Annotated in this window: 18 protein-coding genes; 6 read left to right on the top strand and 12 right to left on the bottom strand. The window is 60.8% G+C overall.

What is annotated here, in order from left to right; genetic code table 11:
- Positions 1-550: 550 nt before the first annotated feature.
- Complete coding sequence (locus NKJ91_RS01815; RefSeq protein WP_352454215.1) at positions 551-2,473, top strand: polysaccharide biosynthesis/export family protein; 1,923 nt, start codon at positions 551-553, stop codon at positions 2,471-2,473.
- An 844-nt stretch (positions 2,474-3,317) separates the two neighbouring features.
- Here NKJ91_RS01815 and NKJ91_RS01810 read toward each other — a convergent pair.
- From NKJ91_RS01810 to NKJ91_RS01760, 11 genes are all read right to left on the bottom strand, one after another.
- The gene (locus tag NKJ91_RS01810; RefSeq protein WP_352454214.1) at positions 3,318-4,487 is read right to left on the bottom strand and encodes an FAD-dependent oxidoreductase; all 1,170 of its coding nucleotides are present in this window, start codon (positions 4,485-4,487) and stop codon (positions 3,318-3,320) included.
- 70 nt (positions 4,488-4,557) lie between these two features.
- On the bottom strand, positions 4,558-4,848 hold the full coding sequence (locus NKJ91_RS01805) for a hypothetical protein (RefSeq protein WP_352454213.1): 291 nt from the start codon (positions 4,846-4,848) through the stop codon (positions 4,558-4,560).
- A 93-nt stretch (positions 4,849-4,941) separates the two neighbouring features.
- The gene (locus tag NKJ91_RS01800) at positions 4,942-6,123 is read right to left on the bottom strand and encodes a GNAT family N-acetyltransferase (RefSeq protein WP_352454212.1); all 1,182 of its coding nucleotides are present in this window, start codon (positions 6,121-6,123) and stop codon (positions 4,942-4,944) included.
- Between the two features lie 40 nt (positions 6,124-6,163).
- Positions 6,164-6,454 carry a hypothetical protein gene (locus NKJ91_RS01795; RefSeq protein ID WP_352454211.1) on the bottom strand — a complete coding sequence of 97 codons (291 nt, stop codon included), beginning with the start codon at positions 6,452-6,454 and terminating at the stop codon, positions 6,164-6,166.
- 13 nt (positions 6,455-6,467) lie between these two features.
- Positions 6,468-7,802 (bottom strand): lipopolysaccharide biosynthesis protein, encoded by a 1,335-nt coding sequence (locus NKJ91_RS01790; protein WP_352454210.1) that lies wholly within the window; start codon positions 7,800-7,802, stop codon positions 6,468-6,470.
- Positions 7,793-9,070, bottom strand: a complete 1,278-nt coding sequence (locus tag NKJ91_RS01785) for a glycosyltransferase family 4 protein (protein WP_352454209.1) — start codon at positions 9,068-9,070, stop codon at positions 7,793-7,795. The genes NKJ91_RS01790 and NKJ91_RS01785 overlap by 10 nt, the downstream gene beginning before the upstream one ends.
- A 14-nt stretch (positions 9,071-9,084) precedes the next feature.
- A complete protein-coding gene (locus tag NKJ91_RS01780) occupies positions 9,085-9,729 on the bottom strand; it encodes a hypothetical protein (protein WP_352454208.1) in 645 nt (214 codons plus the stop codon).
- A 100-nt stretch (positions 9,730-9,829) separates the two neighbouring features.
- Positions 9,830-11,806: a putative glycosyltransferase family protein gene (locus NKJ91_RS01775; protein WP_352454207.1), complete on the bottom strand. Its 1,977-nt coding sequence runs from the start codon at positions 11,804-11,806 to the stop codon at positions 9,830-9,832.
- Entirely contained in the window at positions 11,806-12,951 is a 1,146-nt protein-coding gene (locus NKJ91_RS01770) for a glycosyltransferase family 4 protein (protein ID WP_352454206.1), read from the bottom strand. Before NKJ91_RS01770 ends, NKJ91_RS01775 begins: the two co-directional genes overlap by 1 nt.
- On the bottom strand, positions 12,939-13,757 hold the full coding sequence (locus NKJ91_RS01765; protein WP_352454205.1) for a glycosyltransferase family 2 protein: 819 nt from the start codon (positions 13,755-13,757) through the stop codon (positions 12,939-12,941). Before NKJ91_RS01765 ends, NKJ91_RS01770 begins: the two co-directional genes overlap by 13 nt.
- A gap of 689 nt (positions 13,758-14,446) precedes the next feature.
- Positions 14,447-16,084, bottom strand: a complete 1,638-nt coding sequence (locus tag NKJ91_RS01760) for a glucosamine inositolphosphorylceramide transferase family protein (RefSeq protein ID WP_352454204.1) — start codon at positions 16,082-16,084, stop codon at positions 14,447-14,449.
- A gap of 379 nt (positions 16,085-16,463) precedes the next feature.
- Between NKJ91_RS01760 and NKJ91_RS01755 the strand changes: the two genes are divergently transcribed.
- The 5 genes from NKJ91_RS01755 to NKJ91_RS01735 are packed head-to-tail and all read left to right on the top strand — an operon-like array spanning position 16,464 to position 21,921.
- Positions 16,464-17,732, top strand: coding sequence for a glycoside hydrolase 5 family protein (locus tag NKJ91_RS01755; protein ID WP_352454203.1), 1,269 nt, complete (start codon positions 16,464-16,466; stop codon positions 17,730-17,732).
- On the top strand, positions 17,729-18,250 hold the full coding sequence (locus tag NKJ91_RS01750; RefSeq protein WP_352454202.1) for a glycosyltransferase family 2 protein: 522 nt from the start codon (positions 17,729-17,731) through the stop codon (positions 18,248-18,250). Before NKJ91_RS01755 ends, NKJ91_RS01750 begins: the two co-directional genes overlap by 4 nt.
- Positions 18,238-19,416, top strand: a complete 1,179-nt coding sequence (locus NKJ91_RS01745; protein ID WP_352454201.1) for a glycosyltransferase family 2 protein — start codon at positions 18,238-18,240, stop codon at positions 19,414-19,416. Before NKJ91_RS01750 ends, NKJ91_RS01745 begins: the two co-directional genes overlap by 13 nt.
- Positions 19,417-21,033 (top strand): Rossmann-fold NAD(P)-binding domain-containing protein, encoded by a 1,617-nt coding sequence (locus NKJ91_RS01740; protein WP_352454200.1) that lies wholly within the window; start codon positions 19,417-19,419, stop codon positions 21,031-21,033.
- A gap of 6 nt (positions 21,034-21,039) precedes the next feature.
- Complete coding sequence (locus NKJ91_RS01735) at positions 21,040-21,921, top strand: NAD-dependent epimerase/dehydratase family protein (protein ID WP_352454199.1); 882 nt, start codon at positions 21,040-21,042, stop codon at positions 21,919-21,921.
- A gap of 128 nt (positions 21,922-22,049) precedes the next feature.
- Here NKJ91_RS01735 and NKJ91_RS01730 read toward each other — a convergent pair whose 3' ends face one another.
- Complete coding sequence (locus NKJ91_RS01730) at positions 22,050-22,769, bottom strand: class I SAM-dependent methyltransferase (protein WP_352454198.1); 720 nt, start codon at positions 22,767-22,769, stop codon at positions 22,050-22,052.
- Positions 22,770-23,588: the final 819 nt, after the last annotated feature.

Here is a 23,588-nt window from a genome sequence, read left to right as displayed (position 1 = left end):
CCGATTTAGGGTAACGCTGCAAGGGATCTTGCTTTGTCGGGGCCGGAATTCTAGCCAGACGTGAGAGCCGACGAAAGAAACGCGATGCGGCCAGTTTCGCTATGATTACCCGATAGGATTGCCAAGACTGACGGCTTCGTCGCGTCGTTCTTCTGGGCCCGGACAACATAGTGGGAAACGGCCCAGCTATCCTGCCAATGCATGTCGGAGCCACAGAGACGCACGTCGGCAAACCAAGTTTCCGGCCCTCCGTTTCGTTCGATCGCGTTTGTCCTGTCACCATCGAGGAAGCTCTCCTGGAGCGCAGCAATCCGGTTGGACGAGTTTGCCCCAGATTCTCCTTTATCCGAATGGAGTGCCCACAAAGGGACAGTTGTGCTGCCGGCGGTGAAGGGTCACGATACGGTCGAGCCTTGCTCGACCGGATCGGACGCATCGGGCGGGGCGGGATGGCCACCATCGAAAGAGAAAGCCACACGCCATGGCCGTTAATACAGAATTCAATTGCGAGCCCGTCGCTCCCTCGTCACAGGCGGCCCAGCGCAGGGGATTGAAGGCCATCCTGCTTGTCTTCGGGCTCTCCGGGGTCGCCGCCTTGGGCGGGGCCGCGGCCAAAAACTTAGGGGCACTAGAGATTGTTTCCAGAGCCGTGGCACAGGTCAAGGAAGTCTCCCGACCCGTGATGCAGCCCGTGAGACAGAAGGTCGAAGACGCCTCCGCAGCCGTGATACAAAACGTCGAGGCGGCCTCCGCAGCCGTGGCGCAGAAGGTCGAGGCTGCCTCCGCAGCCGTGGTACAAAACGTCGAGGCGGCCTCCGCAGCCGTGGTACAAAACGTCGAGGCTGCCTCCGCAGCCGTGGCGCAGAAGGTCGAGGAAGTCTCCGCAACCGTTGTGCAGAGGGTCGAGGATGTCTCCGGGGCCATGATGGAGACGGCCGACGATGTTTCCGGAGTCGTGATGCAGAAGGCCGAGGATGTCTCCGGAGCCGCGGGAGCCGTGATGCAGAAGGTATCTGCTGTCATCAATGGCTGGCAAGAACAACCGGTTCAAGCCATGGCCGAACCCTCCCGTCCGATCGCGTCAGGACCGAATGCGGCGGGCGTGGCGTCAGTCGAACGGAGTGTCGAAACCAATGCCGAACTCCCCAAAACCCGCAGCAAGGCACCAAGCGTGCCAACCGGATACCTGTTTGGCGTCGGCGATCGCCTCAAGGTCGCGTTCTACGAGCGCGTCGAGGTCGAGGAAGACAAGTGGGGGCGCGCGCCCTCGGCCTTACGCGGCATCCTGCAGCGTCCGGAACTGAGCGGCGAATATATTATCCAAGAGGACGGCACGATTTCCGTGCCCTTGCTTGGCTCCATTCCGGTCGCCAACAGGTCTACGCAACAGGTACAGGCCGACCTGGTGGAAACCTTCAATCAACTGCTGGGCCGCGAGGGACTGGTCAACGTCCTGCCGCTGGAACGCCCGCCCATCTACGTGCTGGGGCCGGTCAAGAATCCAGGCTCGTTCAAGTACGCGGCCGGCATGACCGTCCTGCACGCGATCGCGCTAGCAGGCGGACTGGACCGGGCCGAGGGCGAGCCGTGGCAGAAGATCGAAGCCGTACGCGAGATCCAGAAGCGGAGCGGGGCAATCGACGCCATGTTGAAGTTGCTCGCGCGCGCGGCCGTGCTGAAGGCCGAGCGCGACGGTACGAGACCCACAATCCCGCGCCAGTTGCTGGAGCTGGCCGGCGCGACCGAAGCTGCCAAACTCGTCAACGAGCAGAGCGACCGGCGCAAGGCCGTCGCCACGGCCCGCAAGGATCGCGAGCGCGCGACCCTGCGTGCGCTGGACGCGGCCAAGCAGGACGTTGTCGCGTATGGACGCATGGAGTCGCTCAACGAACTCATCAAGCTGCGCCAGGAGCGCGTCAACAGCATGCGCACGCTCGTGGACCGCAAAGTTGTGAGCATGACCGTGATGGATCAAGTCCAGGGCGAATTGTCCGACGCGGAACAGCGCCGGCAGGACGCCCTCAACCAGTACGCGGCCGCCAAGCAGCGCCTCGCTTCGCTGGAATCTGAGGTGTTGCGGACCAGGGCCGACCTCAGGATCGATCTGGAGGTCGAGATCGAGACCATGGAGAGTCAGATCGCGGCCAATCAGCGCGAGTTGAACGCCAGCGAAGGCGTCCTGTACACGTTGCCGGTGACCCGCGCCCAGTTTGCGAAGGACGCAAACAGCGCAACTTATCAAATCGTGCGGCAATCGGCTGCCGGGCCGGTCAGCATCGAGACCGTTGGGATGACCCTGTTACAGCCAGGCGACCTCGTCAACATCATCATAGGCGAAAGCGAGCCAAGAGAGCCGGCCGGTTCGTCGGTCCCAACCGTGTCGCCGAGCTGCGAGAGCTTGCCGGCAGCGTGCAATCCCAACGATGTCGAGCCTGCCCGCGTGGTGAGGGAGGAGAGGATCGGTCCGAATTGACGCCCGGCAAGGACATTGGTCTGCATGGCTGGTCTGCGTGGATGAACTCGTCGGCACGAAGTGGGAAGCGCGAACCGACCACTCGCCGTCGCCGACAGCTTGAACCGATTCATGATCGAGCATGTCCGCCTCCGCTTGCATGTCCGCCTCCGCTCAGGAGTTCGGATCACTGACAAAGGTTGCAGTGAGATGACATCGAACGGGATGCAGGCCAATCAAGGGGGATTGGTCAAAGATCTCGGAATTTTGTCACGACGCGCGTACGCCCGAGCGAAATTTGCGCACTATCAAATCGAGAAGGCTCTGACTACTCAGCTGCTGAATTCAGATCAAGACGCTCGGCTCAGCCTCCCTTCTAAAGTGTACAGCAAGCTTTTTTCGTCCAGAAAAGCGCGCGTTTCGGCGAATTGGGGGCCGGTTATTGTAAGATTAGCCTTAGCATGTGCAATAATTGCTCAGACGTAACTGACGCGTTACCGCCACCTAGGAGAAGCCTGCCAATTTTCAATTTGCCAAGATCGATGATATCCATCTACTTTTCGCCGATAATAGTCTTTGATGGAGCACCTCCACCCCGACGACGCAGTAAGGCAGCTTTCGCAGCTATACCGTGTTCTTGTACCTGGCGGTGCCTACTACTGCATCACTACACACGCGGTCACGGGTCCTCACGACATCCGGTATACTTTGACAAAGTTGCATGTGGATTCCACCTGAAGGAATATAGCTATCGTGAGCTGTCACGCGCGTTTACGGGGATTGGCCTCGAAAGCAGGCTGTGCTGTTCGGCCATGGGGCGTTAATGAGCTCGTTGCTGCCAACAACGCTGTCGATACCGCCAAGTTCAGCCTGCTCCCCAACGAACTGCGCTTGCCGCCAAGCGAAGTTGTGGGATCGAGATTCCCATCATGTCGAGACCAATCCTGCCCATCCGACGAATACGCCATAAAAGCGTTGTATCGGACGCCAGTGATCGGTTGTAAGATGCTTCAGCAAGCGACCATTCATCACAGGCAACTTTGACGGGGTCATTGTAGTATGTCCGGATTTTCTCGACCCCCATTCCGGGTGTGGCTAACCATGTCGGAATATGATGGCGTAACCGATCAACGTCGGTTAGCACTTTATTGAGACCGGTACCCGCCGCCGGATCGCTGGTAGCAAAACTGTCACCAGCCAATACCAGACCGGGTTGCTGTTCGTGATTCTGCGCGGCGTAAAGATCAACGGGTCGAATCTGAATATCGCTTGACACGACAGCATCACCAAGGAGACGCTTCAATCGGGGCATTACCGCATACAATGCAGATAATGGCGATGTGCGCACTTCCTGACACCACGGATGGCGTATATCACCATGGTAGACGAACACATTGGCGCGCATTCTTGAACCAATCGGAAACATGCTCACATAACCCATGGGCCCTGGCTTTTCCGCAAAATACGTTAAAGCTTGAAATTTGAAACCAGCTTTAGAGGTGAGATCAAAACCAACACTGATCGAGTGGCATTTGCTGATCTCGGATCGCGTGATCGCACCCCGGACGACATTGTTTAAGCCGGTCGCCACCACAATCAATCGGGTCGACCATGTGTCACCATTTGACAGGGTAACTTTCTGCCGGTCGGAGCTCGTCATTATTTTGGTCACTTTAGCGCAGATGAATTGGACACTATCTGGAATCTGGCGGCGAATAACATTTACCAAATCCTGATAAGCCATCCCATATTCGCAAGGCTCGCCGTGTTTCCCATGCTTTTTACCGATGACATAACCGTGACGGGCCACCGATATCTCAGTCATCGGTGTCGCAGCCGCCAATACGGCATCCGCCAGCCCGGTTTTTTTGAGCAAGTCGACTTGATCGTCATCGAGTTTTTCGCAGCGAAACTCCACTGGATAGACTTGATGGATATCAACAAGGATGGTCGAAATCTCCATCCGGCCAAGCATAGCAGCGGCTAACGAGCCGGCGGTACCACCCCCGAGGACCGCTACATCAATATTATTCAATTCCCGCTCCTCCGCTCACCACTTCGTTGACAGCACGATCATGACGGCACCAAACGGTGTCGAAGAAAATTCAAGACTCCGTCTTTTGCTGCAAAACCAAACTAGCGCGCTTGTTTATCACGCGACCAAACCGCGCAATCCACAGTTCGGTAAACAGCTTTGACGCAATCCCCTCCATCGACCCGCCAGTCTCGCGAAGCAACTTGAAGTGCTTCTCCTCAATTTTCTCGCAGCAAAAATCCTCCGCACAGGGATGATGCACGTCGATCAGGACGATCGAAATCCGGCTCGCCCGAGCGGCGCGGCGGCGATAGAGCCGCCCCAGACCGCCTCCTACAATCCCAATATCTGCACTATACATCATCGTCTCCCGCAGATAAATTCCATTATACTATACTTTTTCGCGAAGCGCTATGATGTATCCCACACCGAGTTCAAACTCACGATCGTCCAGTCAGAGAAACATGCGATGCAAGGATCGCCTTGTCTTGCGAAAAACCTGCCGCAGCGGCGGCTTTACTAACGGCGTTTTGGCATACCATGTATCTATATAATGGATCGCCATTCGCACCGCAACGACAATACGACCGAGCAAAGTTCTGCTATCAAAATGGAAAAACAGAAGCAAATTGATATCGGACCACGAAAGCTTATAAGGCTCGTCGCCGATCGTGAAATCGAATTTCTGAATCTTCCGGCCAATGGCATATTGCATCATTTCCTGAATATGCTGACGCCCGGGACTGTATTTGGCAAACTCCTCCAGATAACTCGACATCACCAGTGAATAACTGGAATTGAACCGAAGACCCAGACCTGTCGCCACCGGAATCCCATCCACATCCAGCCGCGTGACATGGATGACCTCGCGCAACCGAGGATTGGCGACAATCGCCAAATAAAATTCGCGAAAACCCGGACGTTCGAACATATCATGAACACCCATTCGGGCATAGCTGCTCCGTTTTTGTTCGATCAGCTTTGCAATGGTGCACTCGATCTCGGCCTGATCTTGCACGTCTACAAAGCGAATCGCGCCGCCACCTTGCTTGGCGAGGTTTTTGGCCTTGCGCCGGTGGGTATGCAGCGTCGAATTCGAAAACTTTGACGCATAAAACCGATTCCAGTTCGCTTCCGGGAGGGTTGCGACATGTCCGGCGCAATTAGCCAGCAAGACCGGCAACTCGAGAAAGGGATTAGGTTGAGAGCCGACAACACTGGGCATATTGCAAAATTCAACAGTGTCGAAACGAAGTCGAGGATAGTCTTGAATCGCCCGAATTATGTCTTTCCACAGGCGGCCGAATCGCCCAGGGTTCACGTGATCGCTAAAATTTGTCGCCAGAATGGGCGAATTATAATCGCACAATTCCGATCCAAACCAGACCAGCCGGCGGATCAGACTATGGCGTTCGATCGCCAATGGCAGAATAAAAACCGCCACGCCGGTATCGTCGAGACCCAGCACGATCACCGGGATCAGTCTCTCTTTGGAGCCGATGTGGTGATACCATTCCATCTGCCAATCAAACAATTGGAATACGGTACAATCCGCATGCTGCTCTAATGTTCTCCATTGAGCTTCCACCGAGTCCATATCGGTGAAAATTTGCAGAGCAATATTCGCCGTTGTCATTGGGTGTGCCTATGTAACAAAGGTTTAGCCAGTCCTGCTGCTAGAGAATGTTCTGCTTGAAATCCCAAAAGGTAGCGTGCCTTGTCCGGATCGCCGATCGAATTATAGGGAAGAACTTGCGGATGACTTCGCCCGCAGGCTGCTCCAGTCTGAGCAGCAAGTTGCGCGTGATCAGGAAGCCACTCAAAATGAAGAACAGTTGGACCCGCAGCGCTCCCGCCCCGATGCGGAAGTGCGTTTTGACCCACGGCCAGCCGAAGTGCTCGACGCCGACGAGTCCGATCGCGATGGCCCACCGGCCATCCAATTGCAGTCGACAATCCAGCGCCATAATCGGTGTCTCCTCAAGTCTGGAGCGGCGACGCGGTCGGTCGGTCGTGCGCGGGGCCGGCCGCAGAATCCAGTTTCATCGCGAAGGCCAAAATCAGGGCGGCACATGCACCCTCGATGCTGACCGCGAGCGTCCAGCCTAGGACCAGGCCTTGAAGTCCATCAAGCTTCGCCCCCGCGACCACGAAGCACAGCTCCAACAATCCGCCAAGCGCGAACCAGCGAGATGCCTTGCGCATCCTGTCGCCCAACCGCGCCAGCGTACAGGCATGAAATTTGAGCGTTGATCCCAACAGGCTGAAGCCGAGGAAGTGTAGGCTCGAACCGGCGATCTCAGGATAGACCGGATTGAAGACCGCAAGGATCTCCTGCGAATAGGTAAAGACGAAGACGGCACAGGCCAGTGAGAAGAGCAATGACGCCGACAGCGACACAAGGATGTCGTGTCTGGATTGTTTCGGGCTTGTTCTGATCACAGGGAACAGGATCGTGGCCATGGCTGCTGGAATCAACGAGGCCGTGAAGACCAGCATCCACAACGGCATGAGGGCGGCATTTGTGATCGGCGACAGGAGAACCAGCACAAGGTAGGGCATGATGACGACTGGTGCCTGCGAGGCGACATCGAGCGCGTAGTGGTCGAAGACCTTGCTTCGGAGCGTATGGAGCAGATGGAAATCGGGAGGCCCAACGAGGCGACGCGCACCGCCCCGGGTCAAGAGATCGACGCCGATACAGGACGCCACCAGGCTGGCCACCCAGCTCAGAAGAAGCGCGGCATTGGAGGTGTAGCCAGCGGCAGCGGCGACGGCGATCAGCATCAGCTTGAACGTGGAGAACAGCACCTGCCGGATCATCCTGCCGGTGCTGCGCAGGTTGCCGACGAGCGCCAGATCGACCATCGCGCAGAGTACGGTCAGGCAGCAGCCGAGGACGAACGTAACACCCTCGAACCAGCCGCCGATCGGCCCGGTCGAGCTGTTGAGGTACGCCTCCCCGAAGACAAACAACAAGGCCAGGCCGACCGCCAGCGCCACCCCGACGGATGCTGCAGCGGCCACGAGGCCGCGCCCCTTGCCGGGATGCCGTACGATTTCACCCATCAGCAGGGTCCCGAGCCCGGCTTCGCCCAGCAGGCCGACGAGCGCCATCACGGACAGGAGGGCGGAGGCCTTGCCGATCACCTCCGGCGGAAACAGCCGGGCCGCGAGCCACCAATAGACAAACCCAAGACCGGCCGTTGCAATCGTTCCGATCGCCACAGCGCCGGAATTCAGAACGAGCGCGGCGCTCTTTTGAAGCTCTCGCCGGACGCGAATAATGGCTGTCCCCACGAGACCTATTGGCATGATGGCTCCCCCGAACCTTGCTGCGCCGGTACCGCGGACCTGCTAGCGGCTGGGCACACGACGTCCCGGTAGACCTGCTCGATCCGAGTCACGACCGCTCCTGCCTTGAGGCGCCCGACTCGGGCGAGGCTTGTCGCCTCCAGGCGAGCGAGCAAGGCGCGGTCCTGCAGAAGGGTCTGCATTGCGTGGGCAAGGACGTGCGCATCACCGGGCGGCACGAGAAGCCCGGTTTCGCCATGATCGACGAGATCCGGCATGCCGCCCACGCCGGTTGCGACGACCGCCTTGCCGGAAGCCATCGCTTCCATGATGACCGTCGCGCAGGCTTCGGGCCCGACCGACGGCAGCACCCCGAACAGTGAGCGCCGCCACGCATGCATGATGGCGGAATGCGGCCATGCATTGAAGACGCGAACGCTCGGCGGAAACTCTGTTGGCGTATCGGCGACCCGGCGCCCGATCAGGACCAGCTGCGGCGCCCGTTCCAGGCCGGCATAGGCTTGCAGGAGAACGTCAATGCCCTTGAGGCGCATCATATCACCGACGAACAGGATGAATTCACCCCGGGGTAGCTCACGCAGACAGGGATGTTCCGGGCCAAGCATCGCAACATCATCGGGCACAAAGTTGGGGATGATCTCGTAGGGGGCGCGGCCTTCGGTCAGTCCGGTGTGGCGCGCCACCGCGTGGCTCACCGCGATGAAACGGTCCACCGCGCGCCGAGCGGCAAAACTCGACGCCCAGTTGCCCAAAGTGGTCGCGGCTGCCTTCACCGCCCCGTAATGTCCTGCGGCGCAGGGCAGGCACTTGGCCGGCGCTGGGCCACTGCAGAGACGGGCGCCCAAATGCATGAAGTTCTTCTTGGCGCAGACAAGGCCGTAATCGTGGAGCGTAACCACGAGGCGCGCCCTACTCCAACCTTTGAGCAGCAGGAAGGACGCGTAGATCCAGTTATGGGCGTGGACTATGTCCGGCTCCTCCCGAGCGACCAGCCGCCTCAGGGCAAGCACCAATTCGGGATCTGGAAAGGGCGGTGCATGGCGCCGCTCGGGATCGGTGTGAAGGCCCGACAGGCGCTGGAGCGTTCCCTGCAGGCGATGCACGCGGACCGCGCCGTCCAGCTCGGTTTCAGGCGATCCAGGATGCATCAAAGTCCCGACGCTGACATGATGGCCCCGCTGCGCCAGCGCCGCACCGAGATTGCGGACGTGCCGCTCCTCTCCCCCGATCACCGGAGGATAGAACTGTGATAGCAGCAGGATGCGCATGGTCCAGCCTCGTTCTAGATGCGCGGCACCATCGTCGAAACGCTGCGATAGAGCCGGTTGTCTTCCGGTCGATAGAGCCGCGCCTCGGCCGTCTGGCGAGTTCCCAAGACGGGCACCGGGATTTTCCGTGTCCAGGTGTCGCCCGGCGCGATGGTGAGCGATCGGAAGATGGCGAACGGCTGCCCATCAAGGGTGATTTCCAGGTCGAATCGCTGAGGTTGGGTCTCGGCGCTCCTGATGCCGACGGTGATCTGGCCGGACTCGCCACTGGCCGACGGCAACAACCAGAACGCGGTGTATTTGAATTCGCGGTAGGTCGCTTCGTCCCGGACAGCAACCGCGTAGGCTCCGGTCGCCACAAGCAGCGCTAGCATGAGCGCGGCCCCCTGCCAGAACCGGATCCGCGCTGGTGCCGGCCAGGCTGGCAGATCGGGAGTGTCGCGGCGCCCGGCCGCCAGCAGCGCCGCGGCGGCCGTCACGGCCCAGAACCACAGCGCCCACCCGAGCGGTGTAAGGAAGCCTGCGGCGTTCAGGGCAAAGCCCCCGGCAATGCCGGCGGCGAGGCTTGCTCCGACCGCGTAGACCAGGTGTTGCAAGGCGGAGGTGGTCCTGACACCCATGGCCCGCAGCACCACGTGGCCCGAGACGAAAAACACCATGGGCGCGCTCAGGGCAGTACGCAGGAGCAAGCTGTCGCTAACCGAAACGGCAGCCACTGCGGCCCCCGCCCACAGGCACGCGGCCAGAAGGTCCCACTTGCTACCAATTCTCATGCAATCCTCTCACATCGTAGATGACGATCCAGCCGTTGTCGTAGATGCGGGTGACGCCCTTGACGTCATTGAACTTGAGCAGCGCTGCGCCCGAGAGCGGAGTTCCCTGCTGGGCTTGCCACGGCTGAAAGTAAAAGCCGAGCACCGGCGGAGCCGTGGTCAGGCGAAGGTCAATGAGCAGGAAATCGATGTCGCTTCGCGCCAACGCCCAAAACTCGTCAGGCCCCAATGTCTCGGCATCGAATATGCGCGCGGGATCGATCCCTTTGACGATGGTGACTCTGACGTCCTGCCGGCCGTAACCCGCAAGCAGAAGTCGGTTGATACGGTCGGTGGTGAACCGGTTGCCGGCACCGAGCCATTCCCTGGCCCAGAGTGCCGTTTCGATCCCCATCGGCTCGATCGATTCCTGATCTGCACCCACCCTGTAGCGCCCATGGATCGGATTAATCGAAGAACTCGTCACGCCGCCTAGGACCATGATCACCAAGGCAACGGCAGGCGCGATGCGGCGCCACCCGCGTGGCGCGCGACCCTGCCAGAAGTGGACGATGCTCACCGCGACGACCAGTCCAACGCCGATGAACACGAACGTTCCCATGCGGTTGCCGATTTCCCAGCCGGCGACGGTCAGTCGGAAGGCCACCGAGACTGGGAGGCCGAAGGCCAGCAAGCTGAGCAGCACGAGGCGGCTGTCGCGCCAGCGGCGTTTGAGAATGCCGTGGATGGGACGCCAACCGGATCGCGCACCGCTCGGCGCTGCCAGGGCCAGCGACCGAAAGAATCCCGTTGCCAGTCCGAGCGCCACCAGCAGGAGCGCCAGCAAAGTGGTGAGCCGCATGTAGAGGGCCTTGTCCGGCGCTCCGAGGTGCTCCGACGGCGGGGTGGGCGCGCCTCGGATCTTCCCGAGCAATGTGTCGAAGCCGGACTCGATCACCGGACCGAGATAGCCTGTGAGAGGGACGTCACGGGCCTGCACCCACAGGATCGGCAGGGCTATGGCGAGGATGGCGGCGAGACCCACGGCAATGCTGGTCTTGATCCGAAGGGAGTCTTGCCGGCGCAAAGCCTCGAGGGCGGCTAGCGCTCCGAAATAGATGGCGGCGAAGGCGGCCGAGAGGTGATGCGTGACCGCGAGGCTTGCCAACAGCAATGCAATCAACCCGAGCGACTTCAGCCTCGGTTGCCCGACGAGATCCTTGGACGCTGCTTCAACCGCGAAAGTCAGCAGGCACAGCACCATGCCGAGGCTCTCGTAAGAGAACATCGAGTCGAACAGGAAGAAGGTTGAGCAACCCATGTAGGCCAGACAGGCGACGGCCGAGATACGCGGCGATCCGGCGATGCTTTCAAGGAACAGAAACAGTGCACCGATGAACGTGCCCTTAAGGATGACCAACAAGAGCGCTCCCGCCACAAACAAGGGCAGTCCCGTCAAATCGACGATCGCGGTCGTCAGGATTTCCAGGCCGGGGTAGCTTGACCCGATAGGAAAAAGCGGGTTGGACAGGAACAGCCGCCGGGCCGTGATGAGATCCTCGGCCGCGATCCAGTGCAAAACCTCGTCGTAACCGCTGAAGCTTGTCGGGGAATAGACTACCTTGCAGTAGAACAGGGCTTCGGCAAGCAGGAACAGGAGCACCAGGCGCTCACCCCTGGCTGTTGTCGGCCAGGCGATGCGAAGGCTGATCGGAGCGACCAGGAGAACGACACCGGACCAGAAGAGCGGCGCCGCCACGTCATAGTCCCGGCGCCCGGCTGCGTGCCCGGCCACGACCAGGAGTAGAGCCGCGGCGATCGTTAGGCATAGAGCCGCGATCCATCCGGAACTGGCGCGTTGCGATGGGGCATCGGCGCTGCCGTCGCGAAGGTCGGGACCGACAACGGCCGAGACGAATCGGATCCCGACCTGGAGCGGGTTGATCCTGGTTCCTGCGGTGAAATGAGCTGGCAACATCAGCATCATACTCTCCTCGCAGGAGACCAGGATGTCAGGCCACCGGGGGGCAAGGGGACAGTGGATCGGTTGCCGAGGACATCATAATAGACGTCGCTAAGCGCGTGCGCGCAAGCATCCCAGTCGGGCAGCGCCAAATCCGGGACCTCCCGACGGGACTCGAGTTCCTCGGCCATGGCGGCGGCCAGCTCTCCCGGACCGGCGTTGCACGGGATCGCCCGGCACAGGCCATTGGTGGCCAGCTCCCGCAGACCGGACGTGTCGCTGACGAGGACCGGACGGCGAAGTGAAAGGGCTTCCATCACGGCGACCGGATGGGCTTCGTATTCGCTGAACAGTATGAAGAGCGCGGCGCTCGCCAGGAGGTCTGCCATTTTCTGCCGCTCGGATCCGGGGATTCCCGCAATGGTGACCCGCTTTTCGAGGCCGAGCGTCGCGACGAGGCGTCGTAATTCTCCCTCGTACGGGCCTCTTCCGACGATGTGCAGTCGGGCATCCGGTACCCGGCGGATTAGTTCGGGCAAGGCCGCAATCGCCCGGTGATGGCCCTTGTAACGCTCCAACCTGCCGCCCGAGACGATCAGGTGCGGATCGACCTTGACGCCGGGGCTCGCAACCGGCATCGCGGCACCGTTCGGGATGACCACAAACCGTTCCCGCGGCACGCCCATCCTCGCGCTGAAGAAGCTGGCTTCGAATTCGGAGACGCCAATCAGCCGCGCGGCCCGGGCCACTAGCGGCCGGAGCAGCGCGTGCTGCGTGCCGCGCATGGCGTTGCGCAGCCGGGAGGAATGCCCGCCGCTGTGGAAGGTCAGGATGAACGGAAGGTCCCCGCGGACGGCCGCCAGCAGCCCGATCGGCGCCACGAAGCTGTTGTAACCTTGGAAATGGATCAGATCCCAAACCCCGCGCCGGATGGCGGTATAAATGCGGGGCGCCACGTAGAGGTCCAGCTCCCTCGGCCAGGCCGGCACGCGCTGCACGCGCATGCCGGGCACCGCCTCCTCAACCGGCAGCTCCCCCGAAGGATCGGTAGTGAGCACGTCAACCGCGTGGCCACGCGCAGCCAAGCGAGGGCCGACCTCCTGGATGTGAGTTTCGATGCCGCCCATGAAGGGGTAGCAGCGAGCGGCAACCATCAGGATTCGCATCGGGGTTGTCCACCGTCATCACAGGCTGTGGCGCTCCGCCTGTGCTGTTGGTGCAGCCTCTCGCGCAGGATGGTTTTGAGGACGCGCCAGCCGTCCGGGATGGGGCGCAGGTGGCTCACACCGCTGATGCGCCGAGCCTCGAAACTTGCCACCTCGACGATATTGAGGTGGTTCTTCAAAGCTCGCACGTTGATGAGGGTCTCGATCTCGAACCCGTCGCAATCGCAGTTCAGCGTGGCGACGTGCTTGGTCCAGAAGGCTATGTATCCGTAGCATAGATCGGAGAACCAACCGCCATAGAGCAGCCGCACGAACAGGGTCAGGCCCGTGTTGCCGAACATCCGGAACAACGACATGTCACCGGTGCCGGCGCCCTGGATAAATCGTGAACCCTTAACGAGATCCGCGCCGGCCATCAGCGCACTGACAAACACGATCGCCTCCTCCGGGACCATGGAGCCGTCGGCGTCCAGCATGACGATGATGTCGCCTGTGGCGGCCAGGAATCCCGCTTGCAGTGCAGCGCCCTTGCCCCGGCGGGGCTCCATGACAACCTTCACGTCCTCGCGCAGGCGGCGCGCGACCGCGACCGTGTCGTCGGTGGAACGGCCATCCACGATAATGATCTCATGCGCCCAGTTGGGGATGCGCGGCAGAAGCCAAGGGAGGTTCTCGGCTTCATTGAGCGTCGGGACGACAAAGCTGACTCGAGGCAGAATCAACGATCGCCGCAGCGCGAAATTGATCGAGTCAGGCGGCGATGCGGCACCGATGGGGGCGACAATGCTGGAAAGACGGGCGTTCATGGCAGCGCTTTAAGGTCGTACGATGGAACCCAGGGGGCGGGCTGAAAGCGCGCCAGGACTGCCGATAGGTATCGGGCGAGATGATGGGCCGGGTGATACGTCCGGTGCTCCACATCGCGCGCGCGCAAATGCGCGGCCAGCGACAAGCCGTGGGGGCCAGCTCCAATGACCGCCACATCCACGGATGTGCTTGATCCAATCATATGCGGGCTCCCGGCCATAGTGGAATGAAGAATGAAGATGAGATGAAAGAAGATCGGTTGCAGCCTCCTAATTTTAGTTTGTATGCGAGCATTACCTATGCATATCTTAAATGGAAGGACGATGGATGGTTAGGAAAAGACAATAGATGATTAGCTCTTTTGGGGTATCTCTTCAGGTTATTTGCAGCCCATACCACCAGCGCGTTTAGCACGGCAGCGGCACCGATCACTTCAGCAGCTGTGTTGGCAGCGTTGCCAAACCCGTTCAGACCTCTGGGGCCACTTCCAACGCCGGCGAGGACATCCATCGACCCGCGGCCGCCACTAGCTCACAAGCGACAATTTTCTACTGAGCGAACCGTGCGGAAGGCAGCGAAGATCGTCGGCGCGAAGAAATGAACGTCCAGACAACGCTGACATTGCCACTGGCCAGAAGCTGCAATGTGCAGGTGGGCTCGCTCCTTCACTCGGCCGTGATTTCCGAGCTTATTCTGTGCCCGAGAAGGGTCGGGCGCGCCCGGCCCTTCTCAGGCGGGGTACCTTGCGCTCGACCACCTGGCTACGGGTGGCTGACCCGGACGAGACCGCCCAAGAGAGGGACTGCCCACGCGGTCCCGAGACCGGCGCGTCGGGTACCAGCAAACGATAGGAGGTCGTGACCTCTCGCAAACCCCGGATATGCCCGAACAGGTCGATCACCTCCAAGCCAGACCGGCGGTTGTAGGTGTGACACCCCAACGCTCCGGACCAAATGCGACCGACCGGGGTCTGGGCAAACTCCGACGCCCCGAGCGCATCGATCTGGCAGAACGTCACCGCGCTGCCATAGCCGCGCGCGCAGTCTTGGACTGGGCGTAGCGTGCGTCCGCCGTGTCGGATGACGGCGCCTGCGGGGCGGCTGAGCCTGGCATCGATCAGGACCGGGTTGGCGGCATGGGGCGTCCAAGACCCGGTCAGGCTCTCGGCACGGTAGAGGCTGAGGACATCCCAAGACGTGGACCTCCACCGCCTTGGGCTGACGAAAAACCAAAAGCCGCCCTCATGGCAGAGAGGCGTGGTATCGTAGCCCTCGATCCCCTCGATGAGGCAGGCCTCCCGCGTCCACCGGTAAGGGAATTCCACTGCCCTGTAGAGGCTAACATTCCTGGCCGTCCCCGATTCGGGGATCATCCAGATCTGCCCGTCCTGCTCGAACACGAACGGGTATGAGAGGTGATGCGGTTCCTCCAAGACGATCTGGGGTGCGCCGACGGTCCCGTCCCGGTCCGCTGCCACGACCGCAATGCACCCCCGGTTCTTCGAGTAGAGGTACTGTTCGACAAAAATGAAATCCTGCCCCTGGCGCCGGAACGGGAACGGGTCGGCAAGGTAGCTGTCGGTGCTTCCGGTGAGCACCGAGAAGGTTGCTTCGCCTTTGTCGAGCAGGCTCGCCGATTCATCGAAGCGCCAGCCAACCCCCCACATCCTGCCGCCTCTTGCCAGGACGTCCAAAAACCTGATCGCTTTCGATGCCACCGTGCCGGTCGCCCTTGCAAGGGCCGAGGATGCGCCAAGTGAAGGCACGGCCGTCCGTGAACCGGGGACACCGGACGCAGCTGAACCGGTTTCCTCGCGCAAGGCTTTGAGGATCAGCAGCACAGCGCAGGAGAGGACGCTGTCTAGACTCGCTGAGAACACTCCACGGTCTACACTGGCCGGACGGGCCATCCACGGCCGCAACGGGCGCGCCGTGTCGTGCAGGTCGACGAGAAGGTCCTGATCATTCGCCACGGCCGCCATGACGCCGATCTCGCCGGGTACGCCGTTGAAGAGCGGCGTCAGCACCCGCAGCCCCGCCGGGCGCATCTCCTCTCCGCTCAAATCGATCACCACGTCCACTTGGTCGGACGGAGGCGGCGGCAGGGACCGCAGCGCCGCCTCGACGGAGTCAGTGGCGCCGTTCCCGCGAAAGCCATAGACCAGTCGTTCGAGTTCGAGCAGCAGACGGCAGGTCAACGGCAGCGGGCGGCGACCGGCCGCCAAAGCGCAGGAGACCTCGTTGCCGGGCACTTCAGCAAGCGCTTCTGCCAGCCAGAGGTGCCACCGAAGTAGCCGCGATGGATCGAGACTCAGGCAAATGCGCATTGTTGTTCTGACCGCGGATTTCAAAAGGACGCCGGCTCACAGCTTGACGAGAACCGCCTGCGGCGATCCGCCTTACCAAGACTCCGCCGCGGGCCCGCGGGCCAGGGAGGTAGATGGAAAGCGATGGCGCGTGTCACAGCGCGAGAATATTTCCCACCTATTACTACCGCGGGGACTCGCCAATAAGAGGAGCCGAACTCTTGGTTGGGAGCGATGTCTGACAGCACGGGTCCATACTCGAGCGACCGGAATCGGCCAAGCACCACTATGCCCGAACGACGCCCGGGCTGTGCGAGGTCAGAGGAGGTAATCCCTCGGGGCTGTTGCACTCGGCGCCCGGCGAGAGCCACATGCCCGGGTGATTGTTGGCTGGCAACGAGTGAAAAATAGGCTGCGCAACGCCGGACTGCGGGTGCTGGTGTGCGCGTTGCTGTCCGTTCCGGCAGTCGTGAGCGCCGCGGATGACCCGTCGGCAACGTCCTTCATCAAGACTTCCGGAACGAACTTCACCTTGGACGGCAAGCCGTTCTTCGTGACTGGCGTAAACAACCACTATCTGACCTACGGGTCGCCGGATGAGGTCACCCGCGTTCTCGATGACGCGGTGGCGATGGGCGCCAATGTGGTCCGCACCTTCCTCCAGCCGGTGATCGGGTCGCTCGACGGAAGCAAGCCTACGATCTGGGATTGGCGGCTTGAAGGCGAAGCCAGCAATCTCGCGGTCAAGGGCACGTACCTGCTCTACTGGGACCCGAGCCAAAACAGGATGGCGATCAATGACGGCGCCGACGGCATGCAGAAGGTTGATTTCCTCATCGCCGAGGCCGGCAAGCGACGCCTGAGGCTGATCATCGCCGTCCTGGATTTCTGGGCCTTCACAGGCGGCGCCCAGCAGATGCGGGCCTGGTATGGGAGCCGGGACGCCCCAGGCGTGCAGAGCCAGTACGACACCGACCTCAGCAAAGAGAAGTCGGAGTTTTTCTTCCAGGATCCGCGCACGAAGCGCGACTACAGGACCTGGGTCAGCCACGTCGTGCAGCGAGTCAACCCGCTCACCGGGCTCGCCTACCGGGATGATCCGACCATCATGGCCTGGGAGCTAATGAACGAAGGCAATGCGCAGCCGGAGGCCTTACGATTGGCTTGGACCACCGAAATGACGGCTTACGTGAAGTCGCTCGATCCGAACCATCTCGTCACCTCAGGGCACGCTAACGTCGAGTCGAAGCTATCGGATCTGACGATCCCGACTCTCGATTTCGGGACCTGGCACGGCTACCCGCTCTACTACAAGCTCACCGTCCAGCAGTTCGACAGCTTGATCACCGAGTTCTGCCGGTTGGCAGTTCGCGCCGGCAAGCCGGTGCTTCTGGAGGAGTTCGGCTATGCCCGCTCCAATCAGAACTTTGCCCAGGCTTACGCGATGTGGCTCGACACGCTGACGCGCGAGCGCAACTGCGCCGGCTGGATTGTGTGGCGGCTGGTGTCGCGGCAGGACAGCGGGCGCTATCCCGTCGACGAATATGACAAGTTCGATATTCACAACGACGGAGGTCCCCTCTGGAACATCCTCAAAGCCGCCACGGCTCGGGCGACGCAGACACGCGAAACCAGCCCGGCCTCAGAAACCAGCCGGCAGTTGCCATGACCGAAGCCTCCGTCGTGATCTGCGCCGACACACTCGATCGCTGGGACGATTTGAACGCGGCCATCGCGTCGGTGCGCCGCCAGACCTGCCCGGCCCGCGAGATCGTCCTCGTCGTCGACAACGATGAGGCGCTCTTGGAGCGCGCCCGGCGCGAGATCGAAGGTGTCGTCGTCACACCTAATACCAACGTGCGTGGACTGTGCGGCGGTTGCACGACGGGAGCCGGATTGGCGGCCGCGCCGGTCGTGGCGTTTCTCGATGACGATGCGATCGCCGATGAGCGCTGGCTGGACGAGTTGCTGATGCCCTACGCCGACCCGCGCGTGCTTGGCGTCGGCGGCCGCCTCGAGCCTCTGTGGCGCAAACCTCGGCCCTCGTGGTTTCTTTATGCTGAGAGCCGGCTTCCGGGTAAGCCGAATCCAGCGCGTGGAAGTCTGGCTTTATCGCATCGTCTATCGAAAAGCTTGGGGCAGACATTGGCAGCTCAAGTCGGGAGAATTCCTAGATGCGTATTCTGATGCTTGCGCAATCCTGCACGCCGATTGGCGTTGGCCAGCGGGGCCACGTCCGGAACCTAAGTATCGGTTTCGCCCGCCGCGGTAATGACGTTGCCGTTGCCACAACCGGTCAGCCTGGATCGAAAACCGGGCAGACCGAGCATGGCGTCACCAGCGAACGCCGGCAGGTCCCGCGCCCCCCCACGATCTCGGTGATTATCTGTGCCTACACCGAGGACAGATGGGAGCTGATGCTTCAGTCGGTGGCCTCGGTTCAGGAGCAGACCTTGCAACCCTGCGAGATCATCGTATGCATCGACCACAATGAAATCCTGTTTCACCGTTGTGCCGCGTACTGGGCTGGCTTCGCCGCATCCACCCCTCCGATTCGGGTGATCCAGAACAAGTATGACGGGCACCTGGGGTCGGCCCGAAACACTGCAGCCGAGAGAGCAGCGGGAGACATTCTGGCGTTCTTGGATGACGATGCAGCGGCCGACAAGGACTGGCTCGGGATTCTCACAGACCCGTACCAGGATGAGCGCATCGGCGCCGTCGGCGGGCGCCCCCTACCGGTTTTCGAGTCTAGCCGCCCGGCCTGGTTTCCCGTGCAGTTCGACTGGGTGTTCGGATGCGCTTATGACGGTCTTCCGACAAGCCGAGGCCCCTTGGCTCATCTTATAGGTGCCAACATGTCGGTGCGGCGAACCCTCCTTGAGCAGGTGGGAGGGTTCCACTCCGACAATCACGACGACATGGACATGTGCCACCGCGTGGCGCAGATCAAGGGTAGTGAGGCTGTCATCTACGAACCGGCAGCGACCGTCCGCCACTTTGTACCCGCCTCACGGCCGAGTTGGAAGTACTTCTGGCGCCGCTGCTTCTTCGTCAACAAGGGGAAGATCGAGGCTCTTGCCCAGATGGGCGACGCCGCAACTCTGGGTGCGGAAACCCGCTTCGTCTGGTACGCGCTGACCAAGGGCGTACCGCGAGGGATTTGGCAAGCCGCCAAGGGTGACCCCCACGGGCTGGTCCGGTCCTCGGCCATAATCATTGGCATAGGTCTGGCCGCAGCAGGCCACGTCGCCGGTCATGTCGAGCGGGCGCGGCGATTGCGCCGGCAGCGCCGACAGGCCACCAGGCAGGTATTTAACACAGCCGCGCGAGCCAATGGGCGAGAGAAGTGAATGCCTTCTTCGATAATCATTGGTTCGGGTCCGGCTGCAGCCGCCGCCGTGTTGGCGCTGTCCGGGAAGTCTGACGAGAAGATAACTGTGTTCGATCCGGGCACCGTGCTGGACGTCCAGACGCAAGAGGTAATCTCCAGGCTGTCCAAGCTGCGTGTCGGCGACTGGGATGAGGAGGACGTCCGCCGGATCGGATTGCAACCCAAGCGCGTACAGTCGGATTCGCTCCCTGAAAAGAGAAGCTACGGATCCGATTTTCCGTTTGTCAACAAGGGCCAACTCGACGGAGTCCACTCCCAGGGTAGAGTCAACTCTGCTGTGATCTCATGCGCCTACGGAGGGTTCAGCAACGTCTGGGGGGCCCAGATCATGCCCTTCAGCGCTGCCACATTCAAGAGATGGCCGTTCGGTTTCTCGGATATGGAAGAGCACTATCGGACGATCCTTGGTCACATTCCGTTCGCCGGAGAGTCCGACGATCTCGATGAGTGGTTTCCGCTCATCGGATCTCCGCACCCGCTTCCGCCGCTGGCACCGCGGACGCAGATGGTGCTGGCCAACTACGACCGGCACCGCGATCGTGTACGCTCCACCGGAATAACCATAGGGCGCGCGCGGCTCGCTTTCTCGGCGCCCGAATGCCAGCCCTGCGGCCTGTGCATGACTGGATGCCCGAGGTCGCTGATCTACTCGGCCTCGCACAGCTTCGACCGCTTCAGGCGCAGCGGGAGGATTGACTACCACAGCGGGCTGCTCGCGGTTCGAGTCGGCCAGGAGGCCGACACGGCAGTCGTGGAGGCTCGGGAGCTATCCAGCGGCCGGATCCAGCGATTCGCAGCCGACCGGGTCTTCGTGGGTTGCGGAGCTATCGGCACCACTCGGCTGATCCTGGGCTCGCTCGGATCGGACCAGCCGGTCCATCTTTCGGAATCGGCTCAGTTCGTTCTTCCAATGATGTCCGTGAAGCCGACTCCCGACCCACGTACAAGGCGCGAGTTCACACTCAACCAGTTCAACATGGTCATCGGCCGGGACGACGAAGGCTTCGACGTCTCACAGGTTCACTTTTACCCGTTCAACCACGCATACTACGATGCGCTGCCCGGCTTCCTCCAACATCCCGCCGCCGCCTTCGCGACAGATCGGCTGCTGAGCCGATTGACGGTAGGCCTCGGCTATTTGCCATCCTGGGCGTCACCCAAGATACGGATCACAGCCCAGGTGCCCGCAGCTCCTGATGAGCTACCCCGGATTACCCTTACTTCCGAGGGGTTCAGCGAGACCAGGGTCAGGGGCAAAGACGTGCCTCCGACGCTGCCTGACGTAATAAAGCGCATCTATAGGGCAGCACCTTACCTTGATTTGTGGCCGGTCACGTCGCAAATGCTGTGGTCGGGTGGGGCCAAGAGCTACCACTTTGGCGGCAGCTTTCCCCACGCTAGTGAGCGGGACGCCCGGAGTGCGACGACAGACCGCGTCGGGCGGCTGGCGCGTTGGGACCGGATTCATCTTATCGACGGTTCGGTTTTCCCAAATGTTCCGGCGACTACCTTTACGCTGACTGTGATGGCCAATTCTCATCGCATCGCCTGCGAGGCGATGGAACTGACGGGGTGAGCATCAATGCGGGTCGGCATCACCGGAGCGACTGGGTATGTCGGGTCCATCCTGCGTGCTACCTTCGCCCAGCAAGGGCATGAGGTCATCGCGTTCGCCCGCCCGAACCGGGCGACCTCCGCATCTGCCGCCGCAATGGCCGGCGTCGCCGAATGGCGTCCATATGAGATTAAGCGCCCGCCGTCGGGGGCCGCATTCAGCGACCTAGATGTGCTCATACATAGTGCATGGGACCTGAGTCTCATTAGTGCAGGCGATGTATGGGGTGTCAATGTGTCCGGCTCGCAGCACCTCCTCCGCAATGCCGCCGACGCAGGGGTTCGCCGGGTCATTTTCATCTCCTCGATGTCCGCTTACAAGGGAACCCGACAGTTGTACGGCCAGGCCAAGCTGGCGTGTGAGCGCACAGCCAGCAGTATGGGAGGCGTCTCCACCCGCCTCGGACTGGTTTACGGCCCCGGTTGGGCCGGGATGGCCGGCGCGCTGCGCAAACTCACCAAACTGCCGGTTACACCTCTCATCGGGGCGCGCTCCCATCAGTTCACCGTGCATGAGGCAGACATGGCAGCCGCCATGGTGCGTATTGCCGAGTCGGACATGCCCCTGCCGGAACCGGTAGGGCTGGCCAACCCCGAACCGGTGCCGTTCCGACGGCTCATGAACGAGATCGCCGCGTCACAAGGCAGAACACTGCGTGCCGTCCCGGTGCCCTCGCAGCTTGTCAGTTGCATGCTCCGGGCAGGAGAGGCCCTGCACGTCCCCCTACCCTTCCGATCCGACTCCATCCTGGGGCTCGTGCACCCGGCGGCAGAGGTTCCCGGGGTAGGGCAGCTCAAGCAGCTCGGAATCAGGTTTCGAAGCTTCTCGCTGGACGGAGATCGACGTTAAAAATATGGGAGATTTGCCCAGCCCTGCGGGTGACAGCGTTTTGACACTTCCCGGGCACTGCAACTTTCACCTTCGTGAGCCTCCAGCACACAAAGGTCGGTTCGCGCTCGACGCGCACGAACACCACCTCAGCTCGTGAGGACGATCAACGAGGCGCCGCCGAGTAAGCGCACCGACAGGTCCTCTCCGGCCATAGTCCGGACAATGCCTCGGGCGGCATTACCGAGGATGGCTGTAGTGGTTCTCCATTCGGGATGGATCTGCAGAATATCTTCCGCGGTCCTAGTGTACTGTGCGTCAATAATTTTAAAATCTGTGTCGCGCAGGGTCGCTAGCGCCGTTGCCTGATCAAAGTAATGCAGGTGACCAACCTCCTTGCGTTGCTTAAGATGCTGACCACGTAGAAGTCCGACGACATTCATGTCAAGTGGAATATGGAACGTATAGTATCTTGATCGTCCTCTTAGTCTTCGAAGGAAGCCAATATAATCATCAACGTGCTCGAAAACATCGATGCACAAAAGAAGATCGCAATTCTCGCCGGTCTGAAAGAAGTCGCCGCAGTGAAATTTGAGGTTGTTTTTTTCTCGGTGTTTGGCCAAATTTATAGCGTAGGGAGCGATATCGTAGCCGATGGCTGTTGAATCACGGAAGATATCATGCCGAAGAAGAGCATCCAGAACGCCTCCCGTCCCACAACCTGTATCGACGATTTTCTGGCAACTGATGTTGTTGGCGCGCACGATCTTGGCGATGTTCGCGGCCTTAACACCGCCATCTTCGTCATGCCAAGTCGGATTAGCAGCGGCATAATCTATTCCGGTATAGAGGTCATTACTTGACATCATCTCTGCCACCTTTTGTGGTTGAGCCAGATTAAGTTGCCTCTTCAAATATTTCGGTGTTACTAATAGTTTCTTTTGGCTTGAAATCGACCAGCGATCGAGGTCGCTGCATGGCCACAAGGCCAGGTCCAGAAGGGGATCCTAAGTCGTCCTGTCGATCGCACTTCACATTTCGGGAATGGACGAATGTTAGGCAGCCGCACCAGTCTTGAGGTCGCTCAGGGTTCCTCCGTTGCCTCGGGGCTACACGCTACATGCGAACCGCGCATCTCAGTGGCGCAACCGGATAAAAGCAAAACCTAGCCATTACAAATGTAACGACACTCTCGATGGCGTCAAGCCGCCGGCGGCGAAGCTTCCGGGGAGGTCCCGTAAGGCACGCGGCCCATCTGAGGTAGCTCATGGGAATCCAACTCCTCTCGTTCCACAGCGAGGCTGACTGGCAGAAATTTTCGCCGATCAGGGACAAGCGATGCCGCATTGTCGGCTTTACGTTCTGAACGACGGTCAACCTGCATAGACGACCATGCAGCAAAAGAGCACGCTAATCGACTGTGCCCCAGGTGGAGCTTTGGCCACTGGCTGCGCGGTTCAGACTCGCGGCAGGCGCCACGCGGCGAGAACGCGCCGCGCCATAGGGGTCAAGTATCAGCCACTTCAACAAGCCGCTTAAGCGATCGCACTTCCCCTGGATGCGGTTGCAGGTTCGGCGCGTTACATGCAGGCACGCTGGCGTTTCGATTGAACGGCCTGTCGGCGCTGTAAGGCCTGCACTCGATAGCAGGGCCAGCTCTCACCTTCGATCATTGAAGGCGGATCATG

This window comes from Mesorhizobium sp. M0040, assembly GCF_040323505.1.
Taxonomy (GTDB): domain Bacteria; phylum Pseudomonadota; class Alphaproteobacteria; order Rhizobiales; family Rhizobiaceae; genus Mesorhizobium.
This window is presented reverse-complemented; position numbering and strand designations above follow the sequence as displayed.